The organism is Martelella alba (assembly GCF_006516955.1).
GTDB classification, from domain to species: domain Bacteria; phylum Pseudomonadota; class Alphaproteobacteria; order Rhizobiales; family Rhizobiaceae; genus Martelella; species Martelella alba.
In genome coordinates this window covers 604,912-629,259 of record NZ_VHLG01000001.1, presented here as the reverse complement: position 1 = coordinate 629,259, position 24,348 = coordinate 604,912, and the positions used below count along the sequence as shown (strand labels likewise).

General features: G+C 58.2%; 21 protein-coding genes. 18 read left to right on the top strand and 3 right to left on the bottom strand.

Going from position 1 to position 24,348, the window contains the following annotated elements:
• The first annotated feature begins 427 nt into the window (after nt 1-427).
• On the top strand, nt 428-1,162 hold the full coding sequence (locus tag FJU08_RS02840; RefSeq protein WP_235890568.1) for a tetratricopeptide repeat protein: 735 nt from the start codon (nt 428-430) through the stop codon (nt 1,160-1,162).
• 34 nt (nt 1,163-1,196) lie between these two features.
• Here the strand turns inward: FJU08_RS02840 and xth are convergent, their stop codons facing one another.
• Nucleotides 1,197-1,988 carry an exodeoxyribonuclease III gene (gene xth, locus FJU08_RS02835; RefSeq protein ID WP_141147449.1) on the bottom strand — a complete coding sequence of 264 codons (792 nt, stop codon included), beginning with the start codon at nt 1,986-1,988 and terminating at the stop codon, nt 1,197-1,199.
• 601 nt (nt 1,989-2,589) lie between these two features.
• On the opposite strand from xth, the gene FJU08_RS02830 reads away from it, so the two are divergent.
• On the top strand, nt 2,590-3,960 hold the full coding sequence (locus FJU08_RS02830) for a uracil-xanthine permease family protein (RefSeq protein WP_141147448.1): 1,371 nt from the start codon (nt 2,590-2,592) through the stop codon (nt 3,958-3,960).
• Between the two features lie 116 nt (nt 3,961-4,076).
• Here FJU08_RS02830 and erpA read toward each other — a convergent pair whose 3' ends face one another.
• On the bottom strand, nt 4,077-4,409 hold the full coding sequence (erpA, locus tag FJU08_RS02825; protein WP_141147447.1) for an iron-sulfur cluster insertion protein ErpA: 333 nt from the start codon (nt 4,407-4,409) through the stop codon (nt 4,077-4,079).
• A gap of 185 nt (nt 4,410-4,594) precedes the next feature.
• Between erpA and FJU08_RS02820 the strand changes: the two genes are divergently transcribed.
• The 12 genes from FJU08_RS02820 to FJU08_RS02765 all read left to right on the top strand — a co-directional run bounded on the left by FJU08_RS02820 (nt 4,595) and on the right by FJU08_RS02765 (nt 18,422).
• A complete protein-coding gene (locus FJU08_RS02820; protein ID WP_141147446.1) occupies nt 4,595-5,812 on the top strand; it encodes a deoxyguanosinetriphosphate triphosphohydrolase in 1,218 nt (405 codons plus the stop codon).
• 56 nt (nt 5,813-5,868) lie between these two features.
• On the top strand, nt 5,869-7,629 hold the full coding sequence (gene argS / locus FJU08_RS02815; protein WP_141147445.1) for an arginine--tRNA ligase: 1,761 nt from the start codon (nt 5,869-5,871) through the stop codon (nt 7,627-7,629).
• A gap of 63 nt (nt 7,630-7,692) precedes the next feature.
• Nucleotides 7,693-10,068 carry an SPOR domain-containing protein gene (locus tag FJU08_RS02810; RefSeq protein WP_141147444.1) on the top strand — a complete coding sequence of 792 codons (2,376 nt, stop codon included), beginning with the start codon at nt 7,693-7,695 and terminating at the stop codon, nt 10,066-10,068.
• A 223-nt stretch (nt 10,069-10,291) separates the two neighbouring features.
• Nucleotides 10,292-11,125, top strand: a complete 834-nt coding sequence (locus tag FJU08_RS02805) for a segregation and condensation protein A (protein ID WP_141147596.1) — start codon at nt 10,292-10,294, stop codon at nt 11,123-11,125.
• A complete protein-coding gene (gene scpB, locus FJU08_RS02800; RefSeq protein ID WP_141147443.1) occupies nt 11,122-11,853 on the top strand; it encodes an SMC-Scp complex subunit ScpB in 732 nt (243 codons plus the stop codon). Before FJU08_RS02805 ends, scpB begins: the two co-directional genes overlap by 4 nt.
• Before the next feature lie 299 nt (nt 11,854-12,152).
• Nucleotides 12,153-12,350: a twin-arginine translocase TatA/TatE family subunit gene (locus FJU08_RS02795; protein ID WP_141147442.1), complete on the top strand. Its 198-nt coding sequence runs from the start codon at nt 12,153-12,155 to the stop codon at nt 12,348-12,350.
• Between the two features lie 36 nt (nt 12,351-12,386).
• Nucleotides 12,387-12,986: a Sec-independent protein translocase protein TatB gene (tatB, locus tag FJU08_RS02790; protein WP_141147441.1), complete on the top strand. Its 600-nt coding sequence runs from the start codon at nt 12,387-12,389 to the stop codon at nt 12,984-12,986.
• The gene (tatC, locus tag FJU08_RS02785) at nt 12,983-13,816 is read left to right on the top strand and encodes a twin-arginine translocase subunit TatC (protein WP_141147440.1); all 834 of its coding nucleotides are present in this window, start codon (nt 12,983-12,985) and stop codon (nt 13,814-13,816) included. Before tatB ends, tatC begins: the two co-directional genes overlap by 4 nt.
• Nucleotides 13,817-13,940: 124 nt before the next feature.
• Nucleotides 13,941-15,224, top strand: coding sequence for a serine--tRNA ligase (gene serS / locus FJU08_RS02780; RefSeq protein ID WP_141147439.1), 1,284 nt, complete (start codon nt 13,941-13,943; stop codon nt 15,222-15,224).
• 14 nt (nt 15,225-15,238) lie between these two features.
• On the top strand, nt 15,239-15,994 hold the full coding sequence (surE, locus tag FJU08_RS02775; RefSeq protein WP_141147438.1) for a 5'/3'-nucleotidase SurE: 756 nt from the start codon (nt 15,239-15,241) through the stop codon (nt 15,992-15,994).
• Between the two features lie 22 nt (nt 15,995-16,016).
• Entirely contained in the window at nt 16,017-16,670 is a 654-nt protein-coding gene (locus FJU08_RS02770) for a protein-L-isoaspartate(D-aspartate) O-methyltransferase (protein ID WP_141147437.1), read from the top strand.
• Nucleotides 16,671-16,835: 165 nt separating this feature from the next.
• Complete coding sequence (locus FJU08_RS02765; RefSeq protein WP_141147436.1) at nt 16,836-18,422, top strand: LysM peptidoglycan-binding domain-containing M23 family metallopeptidase; 1,587 nt, start codon at nt 16,836-16,838, stop codon at nt 18,420-18,422.
• A 294-nt stretch (nt 18,423-18,716) separates the two neighbouring features.
• Here the strand turns inward: FJU08_RS02765 and FJU08_RS02760 are convergent, their stop codons facing one another.
• On the bottom strand, nt 18,717-19,583 hold the full coding sequence (locus FJU08_RS02760; RefSeq protein WP_407943669.1) for an ATP-binding protein: 867 nt from the start codon (nt 19,581-19,583) through the stop codon (nt 18,717-18,719).
• 228 nt (nt 19,584-19,811) lie between these two features.
• Between FJU08_RS02760 and yajC the strand changes: the two genes are divergently transcribed.
• From yajC to FJU08_RS02740, 4 genes are all read left to right on the top strand, one after another.
• On the top strand, nt 19,812-20,165 hold the full coding sequence (gene yajC, locus FJU08_RS02755; RefSeq protein ID WP_141147434.1) for a preprotein translocase subunit YajC: 354 nt from the start codon (nt 19,812-19,814) through the stop codon (nt 20,163-20,165).
• A 75-nt stretch (nt 20,166-20,240) separates the two neighbouring features.
• Complete coding sequence (gene secDF, locus FJU08_RS02750) at nt 20,241-22,802, top strand: protein translocase subunit SecDF (protein WP_141147433.1); 2,562 nt, start codon at nt 20,241-20,243, stop codon at nt 22,800-22,802.
• A 5-nt stretch (nt 22,803-22,807) separates the two neighbouring features.
• Nucleotides 22,808-23,194, top strand: a complete 387-nt coding sequence (locus FJU08_RS02745; protein WP_141147432.1) for an Mth938-like domain-containing protein — start codon at nt 22,808-22,810, stop codon at nt 23,192-23,194.
• Between the two features lie 230 nt (nt 23,195-23,424).
• Nucleotides 23,425-24,249, top strand: a complete 825-nt coding sequence (locus FJU08_RS02740; protein WP_141147595.1) for a phytoene/squalene synthase family protein — start codon at nt 23,425-23,427, stop codon at nt 24,247-24,249.
• Nucleotides 24,250-24,348 lie beyond the last annotated feature (99 nt).

Genomic DNA, 24,348 nt, shown 5'->3' with positions numbered 1-24,348 from the left:
GTTTTAAACAGGCTTTCATCGCTGCGCAACAGCCATTCTCGGCGGTGGTAGCATTCCTCATTATTCTTTCGCCAGACCGTGCCTGAGCGATCTTGAACGCCACTCATTATTCACCATTTTGCCAGCGGATCTCGCACTGTGGCTGTTTGGTCACAGCATTTGGCTACGGAATTTCATAAGGTCGCCTTAGCGAAAAAGTCCATTTCCCGCCACAAAATAGGTGCAAGCGAATGGATAATGAAACTGAAGTTCAAAGACATGAGACTTGGATGGTTTACTGGACCGGAAAAGTAGTTATGTGACGTCGTTTCGCGCCGGTTAGGCGTTGTGTTCAGATTTGGTGTCCTGGAAGATTGGTAGAGTTACGGTCTTGGAGATGCGATTGAAATCAGCGGCTGTTTTGCTTGTCATTGGCGGCTTCGTTGCCATGACGGCCAGCAATGCTTTCGGTTTTGACATCAAGTCAGATGTCCCGAAGGATTCGGGCCGGTTTGATCTCTTCAAATTCGGTTTCGAAGCCTATAAGAGTGGCGACAAGACAAAGGCAATTGAAGCTTATCGCTACGCTGCCGAGAAGGGACATACTGGGTCACGCTGGGCGCTTGCCAATATGTATGCTTTTGGCGATGGCGTTCCGGAAGATGATTATGAGGCTTTCAGATATTTCGCTGAAATCGTCAATCAGGATGTAGAGCCAGGGTCTGAGGATACCGGCTATTATGTGAACGCACTGATGGCTCTGGCGAAATATTACAAGATCGGCATTCCAGGCAGTCCCGTGAAGCAGGACCTTTCGGAAGCGCGTCAGCTCTATTTTCAGGCTGCCTCTGTTTTCGGCAATGCCGAAGCGCAGTTTCAGCTCGCGCAGATGATTTTGAACGGCGAGGGCGGTGACAAAAACGTCAAGCTGGCCAAAAAGTGGCTCAATCTTGCCCGCGTGAATGGCAATATCGGCGCGATGGCGGTGTTTGGAAATCTCATCTTCAATGAGGGCCAGTCGGTGCTTGGTCTGGCTTACATGACAGCAGCAACCAATCTGTGCAAACCATCGGACTGTGCCTGGATGCGGGATTTGCAGGAGAAGTCCTTCTCGATTGTGGACGAAAAGGACCGCCGTGGTGCGATCGCACTGGCGCAGAACCTTTCGACCAGCAATCCCTGAGCAAAAGCTTTATGCGGTAAAGATGCCGGGTGGTTCAGGCGAATTCGTATTGCAGTTCGCATATGACTGGCACGTGATCTGACGGGCGCTCCCAGCTGCGTGTGTCCTTGTCGATCATGACGCTTTGCAGCCTGTCGGCGCATTCCGGCGATAGCAGCATGTGATCGATACGGATTCCGTTGTTCCTGGGCCACGCTCCTGCCTGATAGTCCCAGAAAGTATAGCGCCCGGGCGTATCCCCGCTGGCTGCGATGGCGTCGGTCAGCCCGAGTGACAGCAGACGGCGATAGGCTTGTCGTGTCTCCGGCAAAAACAGCGCGTCCTTTGCCCAGGCGGCAGGGTCGTAGCAGTCTTCGGGCGTCGGGATGACATTATAGTCACCAGCCAGGATATATGCTTCTTCAAATGCCTGCCTGCTTGCCGCATGGCGTTCGAGGCGGTCCATCCATGCCAGCTTATAGGGGTATTTCTCGGTCTCGACCGGGTTGCCATTGGGCAGGTAGAGGCAGCCGATGCGTATCGATCCGCCTTTGACGGAAAAGCTCGCTTCAATGAAGCGGGCCTGTTCGTCGGTCTCGTCGCCGGGCAGGCCCCGGATAATGTCATCAGGGCGGTTCAGCGACAGTATCGCGACGCCGTTGAACCCTTTTTGACCATGCGTTTCAACGTGATAGCCCAGTGCCTCTATCGCCTCGCGCGGGAAGGCCTCATCGACCGACTTTATCTCCTGAAGGCAGGCGATGTCGGGCTTGGCTGCTTCGAGCCAGACCAGAAGATTTTCCAGCCGCGCTTTGATGCCGTTGATGTTCCAGGTCGCTACCCTCATCGAAATTTCCTGCCTTTTGCTGTTTTTTCAGGCAATCGGGCGAACCATCTGCGTTGATCGTTCAGTTCCTGCCTTGGGCTAGGACGATCTTTGCATGCGCTAATCGCCGCGTCACCTGACTTCCTGGCGGTTCGAGTTCACACTGACTTTTGCCGCAAAAACATCGCGAAGGACAGGTGGAAACAGCGTCTTGAAAGCTTTTTTCACCATATTTCAAAGGCTTCTCTTTGAACATGTTACGCGTTTAGCCATTCGGTTTGCTGTCACTTGAGCGTTGGCGGCAAAGCGCGTTGACCTTGAGATGTCATTCGCCGCTACGGAGCGGGGCGATGCATTGCTGCTATTGTGGGCGTTCACGATCTTCCATTCACCCAAGGTTGCCTTAAAACTGTGCTGGGTTTCAAAGATTGCGTCCATTGTTTTGTGCAACTAGATTCATGAGGCGGATCTGATATGAGGGCGTAGCCGTAAGATATTGAAATATATATATTATGGTCTTGGCTGGGTTAAGTGTGTCTATTTTGTGGCATGGTTATTGCTTCTTATTGGTTGTATCCACTCAGGGGTTATACGCGGCCAGGCCGCAGGAAAAGAGAACGACATGGCAGATGAGAACGCGACAAGCGGACACCACCATATCATTTACAAGTTGAATGATGTTCCATCACCCGGGGCATCCTTTCTGGCGGCCATCCAGCATATTCTGGCCAGTATTATCGGCATTGTAACGCCAACTCTTATCATCGGCGGCGCATTGGGGCTTGGGCAGCATGTACCCTATCTGATCTCGATGTCTCTGTTCGTCTCGGGCGTGGCAACCTTTATTCAGTGCTATCGGCTTGGTCCGGTCGGTTCAGGCCTGCTGAGTGTGCAGGGAACCAGTTTCGCCTTCCTCTCGGTCATTCTGGCGGCAGGCTTCGCCGTCAAGAACCGTGGCGGCACGCCGGAGGATATTCTGGCAATGATTTTCGGACTTTGCCTTGTCGGCTGCCTTGTCGAAATCATTCTCAGCCAGTTCATCACCAAAATGGGGCGGATCGTTACACCGACGGTCACCGGGATTGTCATCACCGTGATCGGCCTCAGCCTGGTGAAGTCCGGCTTTACCGATTTTGCCGGTGGCGCCGGTGCTGGAGAGAGCTTTGGTGATCCGGTGAATATCCTGCTCGGATTGATCGTTGTTGCGGTTATTGTCGCGCTTTCATTCAACAAGCATCCCATGATTCGCATCGCTGCCATCATGCTCGGGCTTGTTGCCGGGTTCATCATTTCCGCATTTCTGGGCATGGTGGATTTTTCAAAACTGGGAACGCAGGCGGTCTTCGCTGTTCCGGTTCCGTTTAAATTCGGCATCAATTTCGATCTCGGGCTCTTCATCCCGATTGCCTTTGTCTATCTGATCACGGCCATTGAGACGACCGGCGATCTGACAGCGAATTCCGTCATTTCTGGTGAACCGACTCAAGGGGATGTCTATCTGAACCGCGTCAAGGGCGGTGTGCTGGCCGATGGTATCAATTCCGGTATCGCTGCGATTTTCTGCACCTTCCCGAACACTACCTTCAGTCAGAATAACGGTGTCATCCAGATGACCGGTGTGGCAAGCCGCCACGTCGGTTTCTATATCGCCGGCATTCTGGTTGTGCTTGGCTTCTTCCCGATCATCGGCGGTGCCTTCCTGCTGGTGCCGAAGCCTGTTCTCGGTGGCGCAACTGTTGTGCTGTTCGGATCGATCGCGGTTGCCGGCATCCGTATTCTGGCCTCGGAGCCGATTGATCACCGCAAGGTCTATATCATGGCGGTTTCGTTCGGCCTCGGCCTTGGCGTGACGCTGGTGCCGAATGCCATGCAGCACATGCCGGATATCATCCAGAAGGTTTTCGCAACGCCCATCACCCTTTCTGGTCTTTCGGCAATCATCATGTCGCTGGTCATTCCCGAGAACGCTGGCAAGGCGCTGAAGGAAAGCTGATCCAGCAGAGGCAGCCGGTGGAAATTGCCGGCTGCATTGCAAACAGAAACGCCGCAGTGGTGTCTCGCTGCGGCGTTAGTATTTGATGGCAAAGCTTTGTTTTAGAAAGCTTTGTTTTAGATTGCGAAGCTTGTGCCGCAGCCGCAGCTGGCAACTGCATTTGGGTTTTCTATCTTGAAGGATTGACCGAGCAGATTGTCGACGAAGTCAATCTCCGAGCCGGCCATATAGATGAGCGACATGCTATCGATCAGCACCATCGCATCGGCTTTCTCGATCACCAGGTCGTCCTCTTCCGGTCCTGCGACGAGATCAAACTTGTAGGAAAAGCCGGAGCAGCCACCGCCCTCGACGGATACGCGCAGGGCATGTTTGTCAGTCTCGCCGGCAATAATGGTGGCGATGCGTCTGGCTGCTGCATCGGAAAGTGTTACGGTTTGCGTGTCCATATCAGATCTCCTGAAGAGGGTCTTGCCGGCGTCTTTCGCCATTGCTGCAGGAAGGGCAGGCCAAAGAAAGCCCGTCGCACCTTTCAAAGCACTCTAAACTTAGTTAAGAACGGCGCGTTACGCCGTCAATGGGCGATTGCGTTTGCGCCATTGTCGTGCCGTTATTTTGGCTGAGAGCGAGACCTATGAGCATCGATAGCAAGGCGCTTGGATTTGGTGATGTTGCGCGCGCCGCTTATGCCTGCGATCCATGGACCGGGCGCGGCCGGCTGGTCGCGGAGGCGGGCAGTCTGACGCGATCCGATTTCCAGCGGGATCGTGACCGGATCATTCATACCACGGCCTTTCGCCGGTTGAAGCACAAGACCCAGGTGTTTATCGGCCAGGATGATGATCACTATCGTACCCGTCTGACCCATACGATCGAGGTGGCCCAGGTGGCCCGAGCCCTGGCACGCGCGCTGCGGCTGGATGAAGATCTCGCCGAGGGTGTGGCACTGGTGCATGATTTCGGCCACACGCCCTTTGGTCATACCGGTGAGGATGCGCTGCATGAGAAGATGGCGCCCTTCGGTGGCTTCGATCACAATGCCCAGTCGCTGCGGATTGTGACCAAGCTGGAACATCGCTATGCCGAATTTGACGGTATCAATCTGACCTGGGAAACCCTTGAGGGTCTGGTGAAGCATAATGGTCCGTTGATGGATGCTAAGGGCCAAGGTATCAAGGGCCCCGTGCCGCAGCCTATCGTGGATTACAGTACGCGGCACGACCTGTGGCTTGCAAGCCATGCCAGCCTCGAGGCCCAGGTTGCCGCCGTTTCGGATGATATCGCCTATAATACGCATGATATTGACGATGGTCTGCGCGCCGGTTTCCTGACATTTGAAATGCTGGAAGACGTGCCGTTTCTCGCAGGGCTGATGCGCGAAGTGCATGATCGTTATCCAGGGCTTGAGAAAAGCCGTTTCACCAATGAGGTCATGCGCCGGCAGATCACCCGCATGGTCGAGGATGTGATCGGTTTTTCACAGGAGCAGCTTCGCAAGGTCGTTCCGAAAAGTGCTGATGACGTGCGCCATGCCGGTGAGACGATTGCTTTCTTTTCCCCCGACATGATGGCCGTGGACAGGCAGATCAAAGCCATGCTGTTCTCCCGGATCTACCGGCATCCCGATATCATGGCGATCCGCCGCGCTGCAGCGGAGATCGTTGCAGATCTGTTTGATGCCTATATGGCCGATCCGGCTTTGATGGGCAATCATCACTGGAGCGAGGGGCTTCAGGACCTGTCCAAGCTTCAGCTTGCGCGCCATGTTTCGGACTATCTGGCCGGAATGACAGACACTTATGCGATCCGCACGCATCAGCGCTTGTTTGACCACACCCCCGAATTGCGCTAGGAGCGCCCAAAACAAGGGGCGTTTCGTGCTGAATCTGGCGCCCATGGAAGACAGCTATGAACCTCTTTACCGATTTCCAACAGAGAATTGAAACGCGGCTGAAGGCAATGCCGATGATCCGCGACCAGGCCGTTGCGCTGGATTTTTCCCGCGTTGCAGTAGAACCGCCGCGTGATCCGAGCCATGGCGACGTGTCGACCAATGCTGCGCTGGTGCTGTCCAAGCCGCTGGGGCTGAAGCCGCGTGATCTCGCCGCCGAGATTTCGGCTGTCCTGAGCGCGGATGACGATATTGCCGAAGTGACGGTTGCCGGCCCGGGCTTTATCAATATCCGCCTTTCGGTGGCCTATTGGCAGAACCTGCTCAAAACCGCGATCCGTGAGGGGGAGGATTTCGGCCGCAGCCCGCTCGGAGCGAACCGCAAGATCAATGTCGAATATGTTTCGGCCAATCCGACCGGCCCCATGCATGTCGGCCATTGCCGCGGTGCGGTCGTCGGTGATGCGCTTGCCAATCTTCTCGGCTATGCCGGCTATGATGTGACCAAGGAATATTACATCAACGACGCCGGCGCGCAGATCGATGTTCTGGCCCGCTCGGTTTACATGCGTTACCGCGAGGCACTGGGCGAGGATATCGGCACCATCCCAGCGGGACTTTACCCCGGTGACTATCTTGTGCCGGTGGGCAAGGCGCTGGCAGAGGAATTCGCCGCCAGCCTTCGGCAGATGCCGGAAGATGAGTGGATGCCGCTGGTCAAGGATCGTGCGATCGCCGCCATGATGGCGATGATCCGTGAGGATCTTGATGCGCTGAACGTGCATCACGACGTGTTCTTTTCGGAACGCACGCTGCATGCCGATGACGCGGCCGCCATTCGCGGCGCCATCAATGCGCTGACTTTCAAGGGCTTCGTCTATAAGGGAACGCTGCCGCCGCCAAAGGGGCAGGTGCCTGAGGAGTGGGAAGATCGCGAACAGACGCTGTTTCGCTCGACCGAAGTTGGCGATGATATTGATCGTCCGCTGGAGAAATCCGACGGCAGCTATACCTATTTTGCCGCTGATGTGGCCTATTTCAAGGACAAGTTCGACCGCGGTTTCCAGGAGATGATTTACGTCCTGGGTGCCGATCACGGTGGTTATGTGAAGCGGCTGGAAGCCGTTGCCAAGGCGGTTTCGGGCGATCAGTCCAAGCTGACCGTGCTGCTTTGCCAGCTGGTCAAGCTGATGCGTGACGGCGAAGAAGTGAAGATGTCGAAGCGCTCGGGCGATTTCGTGACGCTGCGCGAAGTCGTTGACGAGGTCGGGCGCGATTCCGTTCGCTTCATGATGCTCTATCGCAAGAACAGCGAGCCGCTTGACTTCGATTTTGCCAAGGTCACCGAGCAGTCAAAAGACAATCCGGTCTTCTATGTGCAATATGCCCATGCGCGCTGCATGTCGGTGTTTCGTCAGGCTCGGGAAGTGTTCGGTGATATCGATCTGTCGACAGAGGTTCTGGCAAATACAGCGGCAGAATCCATTGACGATCCGGATGAAATCCGTCTTATTGCCAAAGTCGCGGAATATCCCCGGGTGGTTGAGGCCGCAGCGCTTGCTTATGAGCCACACCGGATTGCGTTCTACCTTTATGACCTGGCGTCTCATTTCCACGCTCACTGGAATAAAGGTAAGGAAAAACCGCAATTACGATTTATTAATGACGAAGACCGACAATCCAGCATCGCAAAGCTAGGTCTTGTGGCCGCTGTGGCTGCGGTATTGAAGTCCGGTCTCGCATTGACGGGGACGGAGGCACCGCTCGAAATGCGGTAATATCGGTTCAAATCTGCCCGCCACCCGATATGTCGGGTGGATGGGCATGCGTGGTGGAAACGAATGGCAGATAAGAACAACCCAGACCGGTCGCGTGGCAATTTCGGTGATTTGTCGCCGGATGATCCCTTTGCCGAGCTGGCAAGGCTGATAGCGCCAGACGACCAGCCAGCCCGGACGGATGCTCCCTCCGGTCAGGACGACCTCGCGGATGAATTGCTGCGTGAATTCGAACGTGTCACCACGCCGGGCGTGGCTCCGGATAATGGGCAGCCGTCACAGCCTGCTCCGCCGGCATCATCGATCCCTCTGCAGCAGCCGGTCAGCCGGCCGTCTGAAACAGGGCCCGTTGAAACGGGATCCGGTTTTGACGATTACAGTGATGACATGCTAGCCGATGAGCTGGAAATGTCCATGGGCCAGTTCGATCTCCCCGAGCCTGAGGCCGAACCGGAGCCGGTATCCTTCGTTCCGGATCGCAGCCCGTTTGCTGCAGAGCCGCCGCATCAGGCAGAGCCGCGCTTCGATCAGAGGCCGCAGAGTACGTTTGAACAGGACCTTTTCGCCGAACCGGATTATGGACGAGCGACGCCGCAGGAGCCGGCCACACCGCGCCCGGCAGATCCCTTGCCAGTCGAAGAACCGGCTTTTGCCCCCCAGACGGTCCCCCAGTCTCCCTCCTATGGTGGTGCCAGCTTCGGTGAACCGGGATGGCGTGCGACGGTGGCGGCGCCTGTTGACGTGGTGCATTCCCCCACACAGGCAAGCCGTCCGCAGGAGCCGGCTGCACCCGTGTCAGAGCCAGCTCAGCCTTCACCTGCGGCACCGGCTGAGGCGCGGCGTCACGATGAACTCGACCTTGATCTGGATGAGCTTGCCAAGGAGCTTTCCGATTTCGAGCTCGATGATCTGTCGATGGCCGAAGAGCCGGCCGGGCCGGAAGACCCGATCGAGGAAGCGGCACTCAGTCGTGATGATGTTTTCGATCCTGCCGCGCTGGTTGCCCCGGAAGAGCTGCCCCAGCCCGTGACCGAGATGGACCTGCCGGACCTGCCGGAACATGATCCCGAGCATGAACGCATGGCTGCTCCGGCCTATGAATACGGTCTGGATGATGACCTTGATGATGTTCTCGGTGCTGAACATGGCCTGGCCAATCCGCTTCGTCAGCAGCCGCGTGAGCCACAGGCGCAGCCGCCGATGGCCGCCGCGGCCGCAGCAGGTGCCGCACGCGCGGGCGAGGCCATTTATGACGATGACATCGAATCGGTACTGGAAGATGACTTCCGCCGTGCGCTCAGCCAGTCCGAAGCCATGCGCCGCCAGCGGATTGGTGATACGGCGGATCATGGCGGTGACCACGACGATGAAGAGCGTGAGTTTTATTTCGGCCCCTTGCGTGGGGTGGGACAGCTGGTCCTGGCCGGCCTTGCCTTTGTCGGTGTCGTCGCGGTCGCTGTGTTCCTCGTTTATCAGTTCGTCTTCAGCGGATCGACCGGAAATGCGCCGGTCGTTATCACAGCGGACAATTCCAGCGTCAAGGAAGCGCCGGAGGATCCTGGTGGGGAAGTTGTTCCCAATCAGGATAATCCTGTCTTCAGCCGCGTGACAGGCGAGAGGGGCAGTCCGCCGACACAGGGCAATCTGATCTCTTCCGACCAGTCTCCGGTTGATCTGGACACAGCTGCCCCCAATCCGATTGCCGACCTTGCCGATGGCGTGTCGCAGGCCGATGCCAATTCCGATATGCCTGCGCCGGATGATACCGCCGCCGATGATGGCGGTGCGGGAACGGTCGATAGTTCCATGGGCGTTGCGACCCGCAAGGTGCGCACGATTGTCGTTCGCCCGGATGGAACACTTGTCGAGCGTGATGCTTCCGACGGCGTTGGTGCGGCTGATGCGGCGGCTACAGTGCAACCGGCAGCAGCACCTGATGCTGAACAGCCTGTCGAAAGCCAGCCAGCTGACGCTACCACAGCGCTTGAGCCTGCACCGGTCGAGACGGGCGAGCCGGAAGCTCAGCCGATCGATCCGAACAGTGTCGGCTTCGATCTCTATAATGTCCCGCTGCCGACGCCGCGTTCCTCAACCATTGCCGCAGCCAGCACCGCCGCTGCAACTGCACCAGCTGCGTCGCCTGTGGTTGCTCCGGCTGCTCCGGCAACCTCTTCGGCAACACCTGCCGGTTCGTTGTCACCCTATGCGGTCCAGGTCGCCTCGCTCCCCTCGGAAGCTGATGCCAAGAAGGCCTATACTGCGCTGGCTGCGAAATATCCAAGCATTTTCGGCGGGCGTTCGGTTGAGTATCAGGCTGCCGAAATTGACGGGAAGGGGACCTATTATCGGGTTCGCATTCCCGCTTCGAGCCTTGATGCGGCAATTTCACTCTGCGAGGCGCTCAAGGCCCAGGGTGGCAGCTGCCTTGTTCCACGATAGGCTGCGTTGACGAATAGAAACCCAGAAACCCCGCCTTGAGCGGGGTTTTTCATGATAAAGCTGTTGATTGTGACGAAGCGGCGCTCGTTATCTGCGGATGTCTGGCGCATGATTCGTTTCCAGGGGACGAGCAGCTAAAACGGCGAAAATACGGGCATTCGCGCGGAAAATCCGCAAACGCGATCCCGGGGGCTGGGGCTGCTGCTGTGAGATAGGGCACATGATGCAGGAACATTTCTTTCCCGAGCTTGATGATGAGGGCAATGGCCTGCCTTCAGAGGACGAGCGTCTGGTGATTGATGTCGGCGGCTTTGAAGGGCCGCTTGACCTGTTGCTGCATCTTGCCCGCGCCCAGAAGGTCGATCTGGCACGGATCTCCGTTCTGGCCCTTGCCGAGCAATATCTGCAGTTCATCGAAAAGGCGCGGCAGATCCGCCTCGAGCTTGCTGCCGATTATCTGGTCATGGCGGCATGGCTTGCCTATCTGAAGTCGCGGCTGCTCATCCCTAGGCGCGACAAGGATGATGAGCCGAGCGGCGAAGACATGGCGGCAACGCTTGCCTTTCGGCTCAAACGCCTTGAAGCCATGCGAGACGCGGCGGCAAGCCTTGTCAACCGCAACCGGCTCGGGCGTGACGTCTTCGCACGTGGGCAGCCGGAGCATATTCCCGATGATGGCGAGGCCCGTTTCGGCGCAACGCTTTACGATCTCTTGAGCGCTTACAGTGGCCTCAGGCAGCGTCAGACGGTCAGCGAGGTGACGATTGCGCGGCGAACAGTCTGGTCGCTCACCGAGGCGCGCGAATTGCTGACGGAAATGGTCGGTGATATTGCCGACTGGACGGCGCTTGATCGCTTCCTTCTGCGCTATCTGGCAAAGCCGGAAGATATGCGCACCGCCATTGCCAGCACCTTTGCCGCATCGCTTGAACTTGTGCGTGAGGGCCGGCTTGCCCTGCGTCAGGACGCGGCTTTCGCCCCGATCCTCATGCGGCGCGGCGCCGGGCGAACGGCGCCGCCGCCAGAAGACAACGGCTCTTCGGGGGACGATGAATGAGCGTGCTGCCGGATGACGAGAATGGCGAGACGGCTGATGCCGTCGCAGATGTGGAGGCCATATCCGATCCGGTTATCATGCTGGAGGCGGAGCGTATCGCCGAAGCACTGGTTTTCGCCGCGTCAGAACCTGTGAGCACAGCCTATATCGAAGAGCGGCTGCCGCATGGTGTGGCGGTCGATCAGATTATGCAAAACCTTCGTGCGCTCTATGAGAAGCGGGGCGTCAATCTGATGCGGGTGGGGGATTGCTGGGCATTTCGAACCGCTGCCGATCTGTCCTTCGTGCTTCATCGCGGGGAGACGGAGGAGCGCAAGCTTTCGCGCGCCGCACTCGAAGTGCTGGCCATCATTGCCTATCACCAGCCGGTCACCCGGGCGGAGATCGAAGAAATTCGCGGTGTTCAGACATCCAAGGGCACGCTGGATGTGTTGATGGAGGCAGGTTTTGTCCGCTTTCGCGGCCGCAGGCGCACGCCGGGACGGCCGGTGACAATGGGCACGACCAGAGCTTTTCTGGATCATTTCGGCCTTGAGGAGCTGCGCGATCTGCCGGGACTGGAAGAGCTGAAGGGATCAGGCTTGCTGTCCAGCCGAATTCCGCCGGATTTCCAGATTCCATTGCCGATTCTCGACGAGGATGGATTGAGCGAAAACGAGGATCCGCTGGTGCCAGCCGATCTGGAGGAACTCGGAATTCTCACCCCCGGTGGTGGTTCCGACGGGTGAAGCCTCGCTTTGTCTGTGGATTTTTCACACTTTTTTGAGTTTGTGAACGCGTCTTCTGCCTCAAATTAGGTCAATCCTTTGCCGGGATTGCATGCTTTCATGCCAGACCGGGTCTGGGCTGCATGCTTTATAATCGAAAGTCTGAGATGCATTCAACTTAAGGCGCTGATTATGATCTGCGCCCTTCCAGACGGCGCTGAAACCGTTTATTGAGGTCTACTGGACAAGGCGCGATTGGTATTCGAACAAGCGGACTGCACGCCTTACACCTGAGACAACACGAACTGGAGTACAGTCGAATGGGTAACATCGGAATCTGGCAGTTGCTGATTATTCTTGCGATTGTCGTTCTGCTTTTCGGACGCGGCAAGATCCCCGAACTGATGGGTGACGTTGCCAAGGGCATCAAGAGCTTCAAGAAGGGCATTTCGGACGACGAGACCGAGGATAAGAACAAGACTGTCGAGCATAAGGCCGACGAGACGAAGCAGGGCTGACCGAAGCCGTCACCTGCCTCAACTCAGGAGTTTTGAATGCTTGACATAGGTTGGCTCGAGCTGCTGGTGATCGCGATTGTGTTGATCGTCGTGGTCGGGCCCAGAGAATTGCCGCATGTGCTGCGTACGTTCGGAAAGACGATGACGCAGTTCCGGAAAGTGGCGACCGACTTCCGGTCCCAGATGGATCAGGCACTGAAGGAAGCTGACCTCGATGAGGTCGCCTCTGCCGTCAATGATGTGCGCAAACTCAACCCGGCCAACAGCATACGCGATGCTGTGAACCCGCTTCGCCAGACCGCCAATGACATCAAGGCCGATCTGAAGAAATCCACGGCGCTGGACAATCCGCCGGCTGAAAAGGCGGGTTCCGTTTCCCTGCCGAAAACGTCCTATCCGACACCGGGCAGCAAGCCGGATCTGTCGCCGGGTGATATTTTCCAGAAGACGGCTCAGAAAAAGGCGCCCGTGCCGGAACCTGCCCGTGTTTCCGCTCCTGTTGACAGCGGCCTCACGAGCATTCGCAGCGGTCACAGGCCGGCGCCACGGCCGGTAAAGTCACATGTCGTGAAGAAGTCGCATGCCCCTGCGCGGCCGCTCAAGGGTGGCACCGGGGCCAAGAAGGATGATCGATGAGCGACAATAGTGAAATCGAAGACAAGCCGCAGCCGCTCATCGAGCATCTGATCGAATTGCGCAAGCGCCTTGTCTGGTCGCTGGTTGCCTTTTTTATCGGCTTCCTGCTGTGTTTCGCCTTCGCCAAGGAATTGTTCAATCTGCTGGTGCTGCCCTATAAATGGGCGGTCATCTGGTCCGGCTTCGACCTCGACAGCGTCAAGATGATCTACACCGCGCCGCAGGAATTCCTGTTCACGCAGATCAAGATCTCGCTGTTCGGCGGCTTCCTGCTGGCTTTCCCGGTGATTGCCTTTCAGGTTTACCGCTTTGTCGCGCCAGGGCTTTACAAGAACGAGCGTTCCGCCTTTCTGCCCTTTCTGTTTGCTTCACCGATCCTGTTCATCATCGGCGGTGCGATCGTCTATTTCTGCCTCATGCCGGTGGTGATGACCTTCTTCCTGAAGATGCAGCAGGCTCCGACAAGCGGCGATGTGGCGATTGAACCGCTCTACAAGGTCTCGGAATATCTCAGTCTGATCATGACGCTGGTTCTGTCCTTCGGACTGGTGTTCCAGCTGCCGGTGGTGACGACGCTTCTCGCCCGTGTCGGGCTTGTCGACAGCAAGTGGCTGGCCAAGCAGCGCAAGTTTGCCGTCGTTATCGCCTTCATTCTGGCGGCTGTTCTGACGCCGCCGGATCCGCTGTCGCAGCTGGGTCTGGCGCTGCCGACGATCCTGCTTTACGAGGTTGCGATTTACTCCGCCCGCATGGTTGAGCGTGGCCGCGCCGAGAAGGAAGCAATGCGCGAAGAAGATGAAGTAGAGGGTGAACCGCCGCAACAGGCGTGATGCTGCGCCAAAGTGCCGGATTTCCGACATTTCGGTCCTTGCGCTTTTATCCTGAGTTAGGCAAGAAGAGGCCGCCGACCGGTAACGGATCGGCGGTCAATTTCATTTTGAGAAAGTCTGAACGATGCTCGATATCAAATGGATTCGCGAAAACCCGGAGGCGCTGGATGCCGCGCTTGCCAAGCGCGGGGCGGAGCCGCTGTCGCAGAAGGTTGTCGAACTTGATGAGAAGCGTCGTTCCGTGGTTCAGTCGCTGCAGGACATGCAGTCCCGCCGAAACGCCGCCTCGAAGGAGATCGGTGCCGCCATGGGCCGGAAGGACCTGGCGCTTGCCGAGACACTGAAGGCGGAGGTTGCCGCGCTGAAAACCAGCATGCCGGCGCTTGAGGAGGAAGAGCGGGCGGTTGACGCCGCCATCACCGAGCTTTTGTCGGGCATTCCCAATGTGCCGCTTGATGATGTGCCTGTCGGCCTTGATGAGAGCGATAATGTCGAGATCCGCCTTGTCGGCACCAAGCCGGGCTGGAACCATCCGGCCAAGGAACATTTCGAAATCGGCGAAATGCTCGGCGGCATGGATTTCGAGCGCGCGACCAAGCTTTCGGGTGCTCGGTTCACGGTGTTGTCAGGAACGTTTGCCCGGCTTGAGCGTGCGCTTGGCCAGTTCATGATGGATGTGCATACGCGCGACCATGGCTATACCGAGGTTTCCGTGCCGCTTCTGGTGCGCGACGCAGCCCTTTACGGAACCGGTCAGCTGCCGAAATTTTCGGAGGATCTTTTCCGCACCACGGATGATCGCTGGTTGATCCCGACGGCCGAAGTGCCGCTCACCAATCTGGTTGCCGGTGACATTGTCGATGCGGAAAACCTGCCGCTGCGCTTCACCTCGCTGACGCCGTGCTTCCGTTCGGAGGCCGGGTCTGCCGGACGCGATACGCGTGGCATGCTGCGCCAGCACCAGTTCTGGAAATGCGAGATGGTTTCGATCACCGATCAGGAAAGCTCGCTTGCCGAGCTGGAGCGGATGACCGATTGTGCCGAGGATATTCTCAAGCGCCTCGGCCTTCACTACCGCGTGGTCGTGCTGTCGACCGGCGATATGGGCTTTGGTGCGCGCAAGACCTATGACATTGAGGTCTGGCTGCCGGGGCAGAATACCTATCGCGAGATCTCGTCCTGCTCGGTCTGCGGCGATTTCCAGGCCCGCCGCATGAATACCCGTTATCGCGCGCGTGACGAGAAGCAGACGCGCTTCGTTCACACGCTCAACGGCTCTGGTGTGGCTGTCGGCCGCGCGCTGATTGCCGTTGTTGAAAACTACCTCAACGAAGACGGGTCGGTCACCATTCCGGATGCCCTTGTTCCATATATGGGCGGCATCACCAGGATCGAACCGGCGGCTTGAGAGGACTGAAAAGCATGCGCATACTTCTGACGAATGATGACGGCATCCTCGCGCCGGGCCTTTCCGTGCTGCAAAAAATCGCAGCCGAGCTTTCCGACGATGTCTGGACCGTGGCGCCGGAAACGGACCAGAGCGGACTTGCCCACTCGCTGACACTGTCGGAGCCTCTCAGGCTCCGGCAACTTGGCGAGAAGACCTTTGCCCTTCGTGGCACGCCGACCGATTGTGTGATCATGGCGATCCGGGAAGTTCTTCCGGGATTGCCTGATCTGGTGCTGTCGGGCGTCAATGCCGGCGCCAACATGGCCGATGACGTGACCTATTCCGGCACGATTGCCGGTGCCATCGAAGGGACGATGCAGGGCGTGCGCTCCATCGCGCTCAGCCAGACTGGCAATTATGACGCCGGGCGGTACTTTCCCTGGGAGGTGGCGGAGATCCACGGACCGGAACTGATTCGCAAGCTTTTGCGTGCGGAACTGCCCTACGGCAGCTTCCTCAACGTCAATTTCCCCTGCTGCACGCTGGATGAAGTCGGCCCGGTGGAGGTGACGAGCCAGGGCCGTTTCGAATCGGGGCTCGCGGTTGAAAAGCGTCTCGACGGTCGCGGACTGCCTTATTACTGGCTCTGTTTCCGGGAGCGGTTGCGCGATCTCAACCCCGGCAGTGACCAGGCCGCCGTGCATGAGAACCGGATCTCGGTGACGCCGCTGAAACTCGACTTGACCGATTATTCGGCGCAGGCGAAACTCGCCGCATTGCTCGACTGACGGAACCAATGAGAGGCGTGGCGTGACAGCTCGGCTTGCCGAAAGAGAAGGCTTCGCAGCCCTGGTGATGCGGCTGCGGGCCGAAGGTGTTACCAATCTCGATCTGCTGACGGCAGTGGAGGCGACGCCGCGTTCGCTGTTTTGCCCGCCCCACCTTTCTGCCTATGCCTATAGCGGCCGCACGCTGCCGCTGGAATGCGGCGCCTTCATGGAAGGCGCTGATCTCGCCATCCGCGTCATTGATGCACTCAAGGTCAAGCCAGGCCAGCGCGTGCTCGAAGTCGGAACCGGATCCGGCTATACCGCGGCGATCATCGGCCGGGTTGCCGAGCGGGTTCTGACGATCGATCGCTACAAGACGCTGGTCACAAATGCCCGGGCGCGTCTCAGCGAGCTTGGTCTTCGCAGTGTTGTCGCCCGTCAGGCGGATGGGCGCGAGGGGTTGAGCGGTGAGGGGACCTTTGACCGTATCCTCTACACGGTGGCCCTGCCGGAGATCCCGCGCCAGCGTGTCGAGCAGCTTGTTTCCAACGGCATCATTCTGGCGCCGCTGATCGAAGAGGGCGGCAAAACCGTGATGGTGCGCCTCACGCGGATCGGCAGCCGGTTCGAGCGGCAGACACTTTTTGAAGTGCCTTATTTGCCAGCAGATCGCGGTGTCGCCAAATTCCTCTGACGCCAATCGACTGTAGCGTCTGCATGATTGCGCTGTCTTTGAGCGCGTGGGAACAGTAAGCACGCGCAAGCCGAAAAATCGCCTGTCGGCCGGGCCTTTAACCGACCAGTAACTCTGTTGCGTTTTAATGGCGTTCAAGATTAGTTCTAGCGTACGGTTCGGTTCATGCGTATTTCTGGCTCGCCGGAGTTCGGCAAAGCGACTCAAGGTTTTCTTCTGGTATCTGCACTCGCCATTCTGGCGACGGGCTGCACATCGGAGACCGCCCGTTTCGGCAACGGGCCAGACGGAATGACGACGGGTTCAATCAGTTCGTCGGCAAGTCTCCAGAGTATGGTGCCGCCGGAAAATGTCGGCGGTGGCGGCTATCAGACCTATCCGGTCAATACAGCGCCTGTTGCGCAGCAGACGCTTCCCTCGACGAATAGCAATTCGGGTGCCCGCATGGCGACAGCGCCGGTTTCGGTGCAGAGTTCAAGTCTGCCGCCGCCCGCGTCGCAGCAGCAGGTGGCGCTCGCCGCACCTGCCAATCCAGCCAATACCTATTCCAGCGCCAATGCGGTTGTCGGCGCGCCGAGCACGCTTCCGTCTGCCACGGATGACGGGTCGATGCGCCGGGTGATGATGCGTGGCGGGGAAACGCTCAACCAGTTTGCAGCGCGCAACGGCGTCACGCCTCAGGAAGTTCTGATGGCGAACGGGATGACGAGCGAAAGCCAGATCCGCCCGGGTCAGGTTCTGTTGGTGCCGCAGGTCTCCGGCAATGGTGCCAAGGCCGCCGCCAACTCGACCGGGCTGGTGCCGAATGGACCGACGCCAGTGCCGACCCTGCCACAGGATCAGCGTGTCGCAGTTATCCCGACGAGCCCGAGCACGCAGAAGCGTCAGGTCAATGAGGCTGCATCCACGGCCGGTAACTCGGCCAGCAACAGTTCTGGTTCCGCACCCAAGCCTGCGGCCGGCGGCAGCTACACGGTGCAGTCCGGCGACAGCCTTTACAAGATCGCGCTCGCCAATGGCGTGTCTGTCGATGCGCTGAAACAGGCCAATGGTCTCAGCTCTTCCAATATCCGCATCGGCCAGACGCTGACCATTCCGGGGGCGGGTGCTGTACCAGCCCAACCGGTTGCCAAGGTCGAGACCGCAAGCATGACCGTGCAGACGCAAAATCCGGCTGCTGCACCGAAAACCGCAAAGACGGTCACGCCTGCACCGCAGACGGCTGAGACCGTTGCGCCCGCACCTGCGGCGCCGACCAGCACGGCTGCTGCCCAGCCCAAGCCCTATCAGCCACCGGCTTCGGCAAGTGCTGATGCCCAGGTTCAGGATGTCGCCGTGCGCTCCGATGCAGGTGACAAGGTTCCCGAGGGGACCGGTATTTCGAAATATCGCTGGCCGGTGACCGGCGCCGTCGTCGTCCGTTTCGGCCAGGTCAATGGCGACAGCATTTCCGAAGGTATCGATATTTCGGTGCCGCAGGGCACACCGATCAAGGCGGCGGAAAACGGTGTTGTTGTCTATGCTGACGATGGGCTTGCCGATTATGGCAATGCGATCCTTATCCGTCATGATGACGGGCGCGTCACGGTCTATGGCTATGCCGAAAAACTTAATGTCAAGCGCGGCGACCATGTTCAGCGCGGCCAGACCATCGCCGTTTCCGGCATGACCGGCAAGGCGGCGCAGCCGATGGTGCATTTCGAGGTGCGTGACAACACCAAGGCTGTCGATCCGATGCCCTATCTCGGCTGATTGCCAGTCTTCCAGAAACACGCAAAAGCGGCGGGCCACGGCCCGCCGTTTGTCGTTGGCGCGCCGTTCAGATTGCCTGTTTGGGTTGGAGTAGCCGCCCCACCGTCGTCATCCCCGTGCTTGTCACGGGGATCCGAATTCATAAGATATTGAATGGATGGTTTCTTTCGCCGCGTAGACGCGCGTCGGCTGGATGCCTGTGGACCACGCACAGGCATGACGTCAGAAAAAGGGGCAAAGTTTGCCAGCAGTCTGCGGCGGGCCTCGGCCCGCCGTTTGTCGTCTGTACGGCGATCAGCGCAGATGTTTATGCTGCCGGCCGGCCAGGTCCTGGATAAACTGCCAGGCAACACGGCCGGAACGGCCGCCTCGCGTGGTCGCCCATTTCAGCGCTTCCGCGTGGAGCTCTTCTGCGCTGCCTTCAAGCGTAAAATGTGCGGCATAGGCATCGATCATGGCCAGATAGTCGTCCTGACTGCATTTGTGGAAGCCAAGCCAGAGGCCGAATCGGTCAGAGAGCGAAACTTTCTCCTCAACCGCCTCCGATGGATTGATGGCGGTGGAGCGCTCATTATCGATCATATCGCGCGGCATCAGATGGCGCCGGTTGGAGGTGGCGTAGAAAAGCACGTTTTCCGGGCGCCCCTCGACACCGCCGTCAAGCGCCGCCTTCAGCGACTTGTAGGCCGCATCATCATGATCGAAGGAAAGATCGTCGCAGAAGAGAAGGAAACGGTGTTCTGATTTCTTCAGGATTTGCAGAAGTGCTCCGAGAGAACCGATATCATCGCGATAGACTTCGATCAGTTTCAGGTGCAAGCCGTTGACATTGTTGATGTCGGCATGAATAGCCTTGACCAGCGATGACTTGCCCATGCCGCGCGCACCCCACAAAAGCGCATTGTTGGCGGGAAACCCTTCGGCAAAGCGGAGCGTGTTGTCGTGGAGGATATCACGCACATGATCAACGCCATGGATCAGCGTCAGGGAAATCCGGTTGGGGGCGGGGACGGGTTCGAGATAGAGTTCTTCTGCGTTCCAAACGAAACAGTCCGCCGCATCGATCTCGTTGTCGCGGGGGGCAGGGCCAGCCAGCCGTTCCAGTGCGTCTGCGATCCGCCCCAGTTCACCAATAAGATCTTTCGCCGTTTTTTTGCCCAATTTCATCTCCCAAGTGCTCCCGCCCTAGCTTGACGGGATGAATTGGCGCTCAGAATTTCCAATTCGGAGCGCTTGGCAAGGGCGGTTTCGCCCGGAATTGCCCAATCTCTGCGAAAAAGCATGGACGGCCGGAATGCTTTTGTTGCATTGAAGGACCCTCCGATTATATATCGGCGACTAATTTCGGGGCAAAAGCCTCTCAAATCTGACCGAGGAGTTTCAAGGGACATGTTCTTTACCCAGGCTTTTGCCCAGTCGGCGGGCGGCAGTGCAGCAGGTGGCCTAGGCGGTCTTACGGAAATGGTCTTCCTTTTCGTGCCGCTGATGGCGATCTGGTATTTCCTTCTGATCCGTCCGCAGCGTCGTCAGGCCAAGAAGCGTGACGAGACGCTGAAGGCAATTCGTCGTGGCGACACCATTGTTGCTGGCGGTGGTCTGGTCGGCAAGGTAACCAAGGTGGTTGACGATACCGAGCTTGAAATCGAAATCGCCGAAGGTGTCCGCGTGCGTATCCTTCGCACCTATATCGCCGAAGTTCGCGTCAAGGGCGAACCGGTCAAGACCGAAGCCGCCAAGTCCTAAGGGACTGACAGGCAGAGGGGCGTGGCCGGAAGCGGCTTCGCCCCAAGAAGCCGCAACTGAAAAGCCGAGACCTTCATGCTGTATTTCTCTCGCTGGAAAACCCTTCTCATCTGGCTGGTCGTGCTGATTGGCATTGTTGTCGCAGCACCCAATCTTGTTTCTGATCAGGAACTGGCGAAGCTTCCGGGCTGGGTGCCCGACAGCAAGGTAACCCTTGGTCTCGACCTTCAGGGCGGTTCGCATATCATGTTGCAGGTGGACCGCAACGATATCGTCAAGGACCGCCTCAACACGCTGGTTGACGACATGCGCGCCAATCTGCGTGATGCCAAGGTGCTCTATACCGGGCTGACCGGATCGGGCAGCACTGCACAGGTCCGCATTACCGATGAAAAGCAGTATGAGGCCGCCAGCGAGGCGCTTTCGCCGCTGACCGAACTGTCCAGCACGGGCACCGTTGGCGGCGCGCTGCAAGAGGTCGAAATGACCAATGACGGTGCCGGCCTGTTCAAGCTAACGCTGACGGATGCCGGCATCAATTATCGCGTCCGTCAGGCCGTTGACCAGTCTATGGAAGTTGTCCGCCGCCGCGTCGACGAACTCGGTACCACCGAGCCGCTGATCCAGCGGCAGGGCAACGACCGCATCATCGTGCAGGTTCCGGGGCTTGATGATCCGCAGCGCCTGAAATCGATCCTGAACAAGACCGCCAAGCTGACCTTCCATATGGTCGATACCGACAATTCGGTTCAACAGGCTCTGCAGACACGGCCGCCGGCAGGCAACGAGATCGTCTACAGTCAGGATCAGCCGCCGGTTCCCTACCTGATTGAAAAGCGCGCACTGATTTCCGGTGAGGATCTGGTCGACGCCAAGGCGAGCTTCAACCAGCAGACCAATGAACCGATCGTCAATTTCCGCTTCAATTCCCGCGGGGCCCAGCGTTTCGGCCAGGCGACACAGCAAAATGTCGGCAAGCCCTTTGCTATCGTGCTTGACGATCAGGTCGTGTCCGCTCCGGTGATCCGCGAACCTATTCTCGGTGGTTCGGGACAGATTTCCGGCAATTTCACCGTTCAGGGGGCCAATGATCTTGCCGTGCTCCTCAGAGCCGGTGCGCTGCCCGCAACATTGACGGTGGTGGAAGAACGCACGGTCGGTCCAAGCCTTGGTGCGGACTCGATCCGCGAAGGCGTGATGGCCTCGGTTATCGGCGCGGTTCTTGTCGTGCTGTTCATGATTGCCTTTTATGGCTTCTTTGGTCTCATCGCCAATATTGCGCTGGTGTTCAACATCGTGCTTCTGATTGCGGTGCTGAGCCTGATCGGCTCCACGCTGACGCTTCCCGGTATTGCCGGTATCGTGTTGACCATTGGTATGGCGGTCGATTCCAACGTGCTGATCTATGAGCGCATCCGGGAAGAGCGGCGGCAGGGGCGTAGTCTGATTCAGGCCATCGATACCGGCTTCAGCCGCGCTTTCGGCACCATTATCGATGCCAATGTCACGACCCTGATTGCTGCAGCCATCCTCTTCTATCTCGGCTCGGGCCCGGTTCGCGGTTTCGCCGTGACGCTGGCCATCGGTATCATCACCACCGTGTTCAGCGCCTTTTACCTGACGCGCTGGATGGTGGCGACCTGGGTTCGCGTCAAGCGGCCGAAGGAACTGCCGAAGGGGATCCGCACCGGTATTTTTGACGGGATCAAGTTCTCGTTCATGAAGATCCGCTATTTCACCCTTGTCTCATCCATCGTACTGGTCGTGGCCTCGCTTGTCGGTTTTGGCACTGTTGGCATGAATCTCGGCATCGATTTTACCGGCGGTTCGATCATCGAGGTGCAGTCGAAGGACGGCCCGGCCAATATTTCGGACATTCGCACCAAGCTGAACGGGCTCAACCTGGGACAGATCGAGGCGCAGGGCTTTGGGACGGATAAGGATGTCCTGATCCGCGTTCAGGCACAGGAGGGCGGTGCTGCGGCCGAACAGGCAGCGATCTCGTCAATCCGGGGCGCGCTTGACAATGACTATGATTTCCGCCGTGTCGAGGTGGTGGGCCCGGTCGTTTCCGGTGAATTGTCGCGCTCGGCACTGATCGGCGTTGTGGCATCGCTGGTGGCGATCCTGATCTATATCTGGTTCCGTTTCGAATGGCAGTTTGCCGTTGGCGCCATCATCGCCACTGCGCATGACGTGTTCCTGACGATCGGTATCTTCGTTCTGACCGGGGTGGAGTTCAACCTGACCTCGATTGCCGCGGTGTTGACAATTGTCGGCTACTCGCTCAACGATACGGTTGTCGTCTATGACCGCGTTCGTGAGAACTTGCGAAAATATCAGAAGATGCCATTGCCGGAGCTTCTGGATCTGTCGATCAACACGACCCTGTCGCGCACGATCCTGACCTCCTTCACCACGCTTCTGGCACTGGCCGCTCTGTATATCTTCGGCGGTGAGGTCATTCGTTCCTTCACCTTCGCCATGCTGTTCGGTGTTGTGATCGGTACCTATTCGTCGATCTATATTGCTGCACCGGTTCTGATCGCCTTCCGCCTGCGTCCTGACGTGTTCCACAAGAAGGACAAGGAAAAGGACGAAGCAGCCGGCCAGCTGCCCGGACAGGGCAAGGCCTGAGGCGAATGGCGCAGGGCATAGAGATCCGGGAGGCACATTTTCCCGGGCGCGCTCCGATTGATGCCTATGGCAATGGCGGTTTTCGTTTTGCCGACATGTCGCATCGCGGTTCGCTCCTGTGCCTGCCTTCCGGCATTTATGGCTGGGATGTAACGGGCGCTGCTGAGATTTCCGCTGCAACCCTCGAAAAGGTGATGGCGGAGGCGGAGGCGATCGAGGTGCTGCTGGTCGGTACAGGCGAAGGTCTCGTTTTGTTGCCCAAACCCTTGCGTGAAGCGCTGAAGCAGTGTCGTATTGTTGCTGATCCGATGAATACGGGCGCGGCTGTGCGAACCTTCAACATTCTGCTGGAAGAGCAGCGGGCCGTTGCTGCTGCACTGATTGCTGTGTGAGTGGTGCCGATCCGGTTTCGATTCCGGCGCAAGTCGTCTGAAGCATCGGGTGAAAAGTGGTTGCCGGTTTTCGATAGCCTGACGCGTCAAAGGAATGACTCTGGAGCGTCGGGTGATGCCGGCCAATCATCTGATGCTATAGGTCTGAGTAACAGGCCGAGCGCTTTAGCCTGCGCGAATATCAGCCCAATGGAGCCCGACCGGTGACCGGTACTTCCGAAACTCTTGCGATGCTTCTGGCGCAGCTGAAGGAAAGCGACAAGGACCGCTACCTCGCCACCTTGCTTTCGCCGGAAGACCGGCGCGAGGCGCTTGCAGCGCTCTATACCTATAATGCTGAACTTGCGCGCGTGCGTGAACGGGTCAGTGAGCCGCTTCCAGGCGAGATGCGTCTGCAATATTGGCGCGATCTTCTGGAGGGGGCAGAGCACGGAGATGTCGCTGCCAATCCGGTGGCCTCTGCGCTGATGAAAACCGTTGATGTGCACCGGCTGCCGCGCCAGACATTGATCGACATGAGCGAGGCGCGCATTTTCGATCTCTATGATGACCCGATGGGGTCTGTGAATGATTTCGAGGGTTATGCCGGAGAAACGGCCTCTGCGCTGATCCAGTTGGCGAGCTTCGTGCTCGATCCGGAAAAGGCGCTGGTTTCGGCTGATCTGGCTGGCCATGCAGGCGTCGCCCAGACCGTCGCCGGGGCGCTTCTGCTTCTGCCGCAGCATTGTGTGCGGGGGCAGGTCTATATTCCCGCAGAAATTCTTTCAGCCAACGGGCTTGATCGGACACGGTTTCTGGATGCTAGGGACAAGGACCGTTGCGGCCAGGCGATTCGCGCTTTCGCCGCTTTCGGGCGCGAGCACCTGGCGGCATTGCGTACGCTCGGGCCACTGCCCAAGACAATCGTCAGCGCCTATCTCCCGCTCGCCGCTGTCAGCGCAGTGCTCGTGAAGGCGGATCGCATTGGCGCAGAGCTGATGATGGCGCCGGTACAATCCGGTCAACTATCGCGTCAGCTGGCGATGTTGCGATCTTTGCTGTTTCGTAAGGTTTAGGCATCATTGTGATGTGAACGGCGTTTGCCTTTTTTTCAGATATAGTGACCAAGAAGATGCCAGGCGCCGATAAAGCAGGACCGGCTCTTGCAGCGAGGG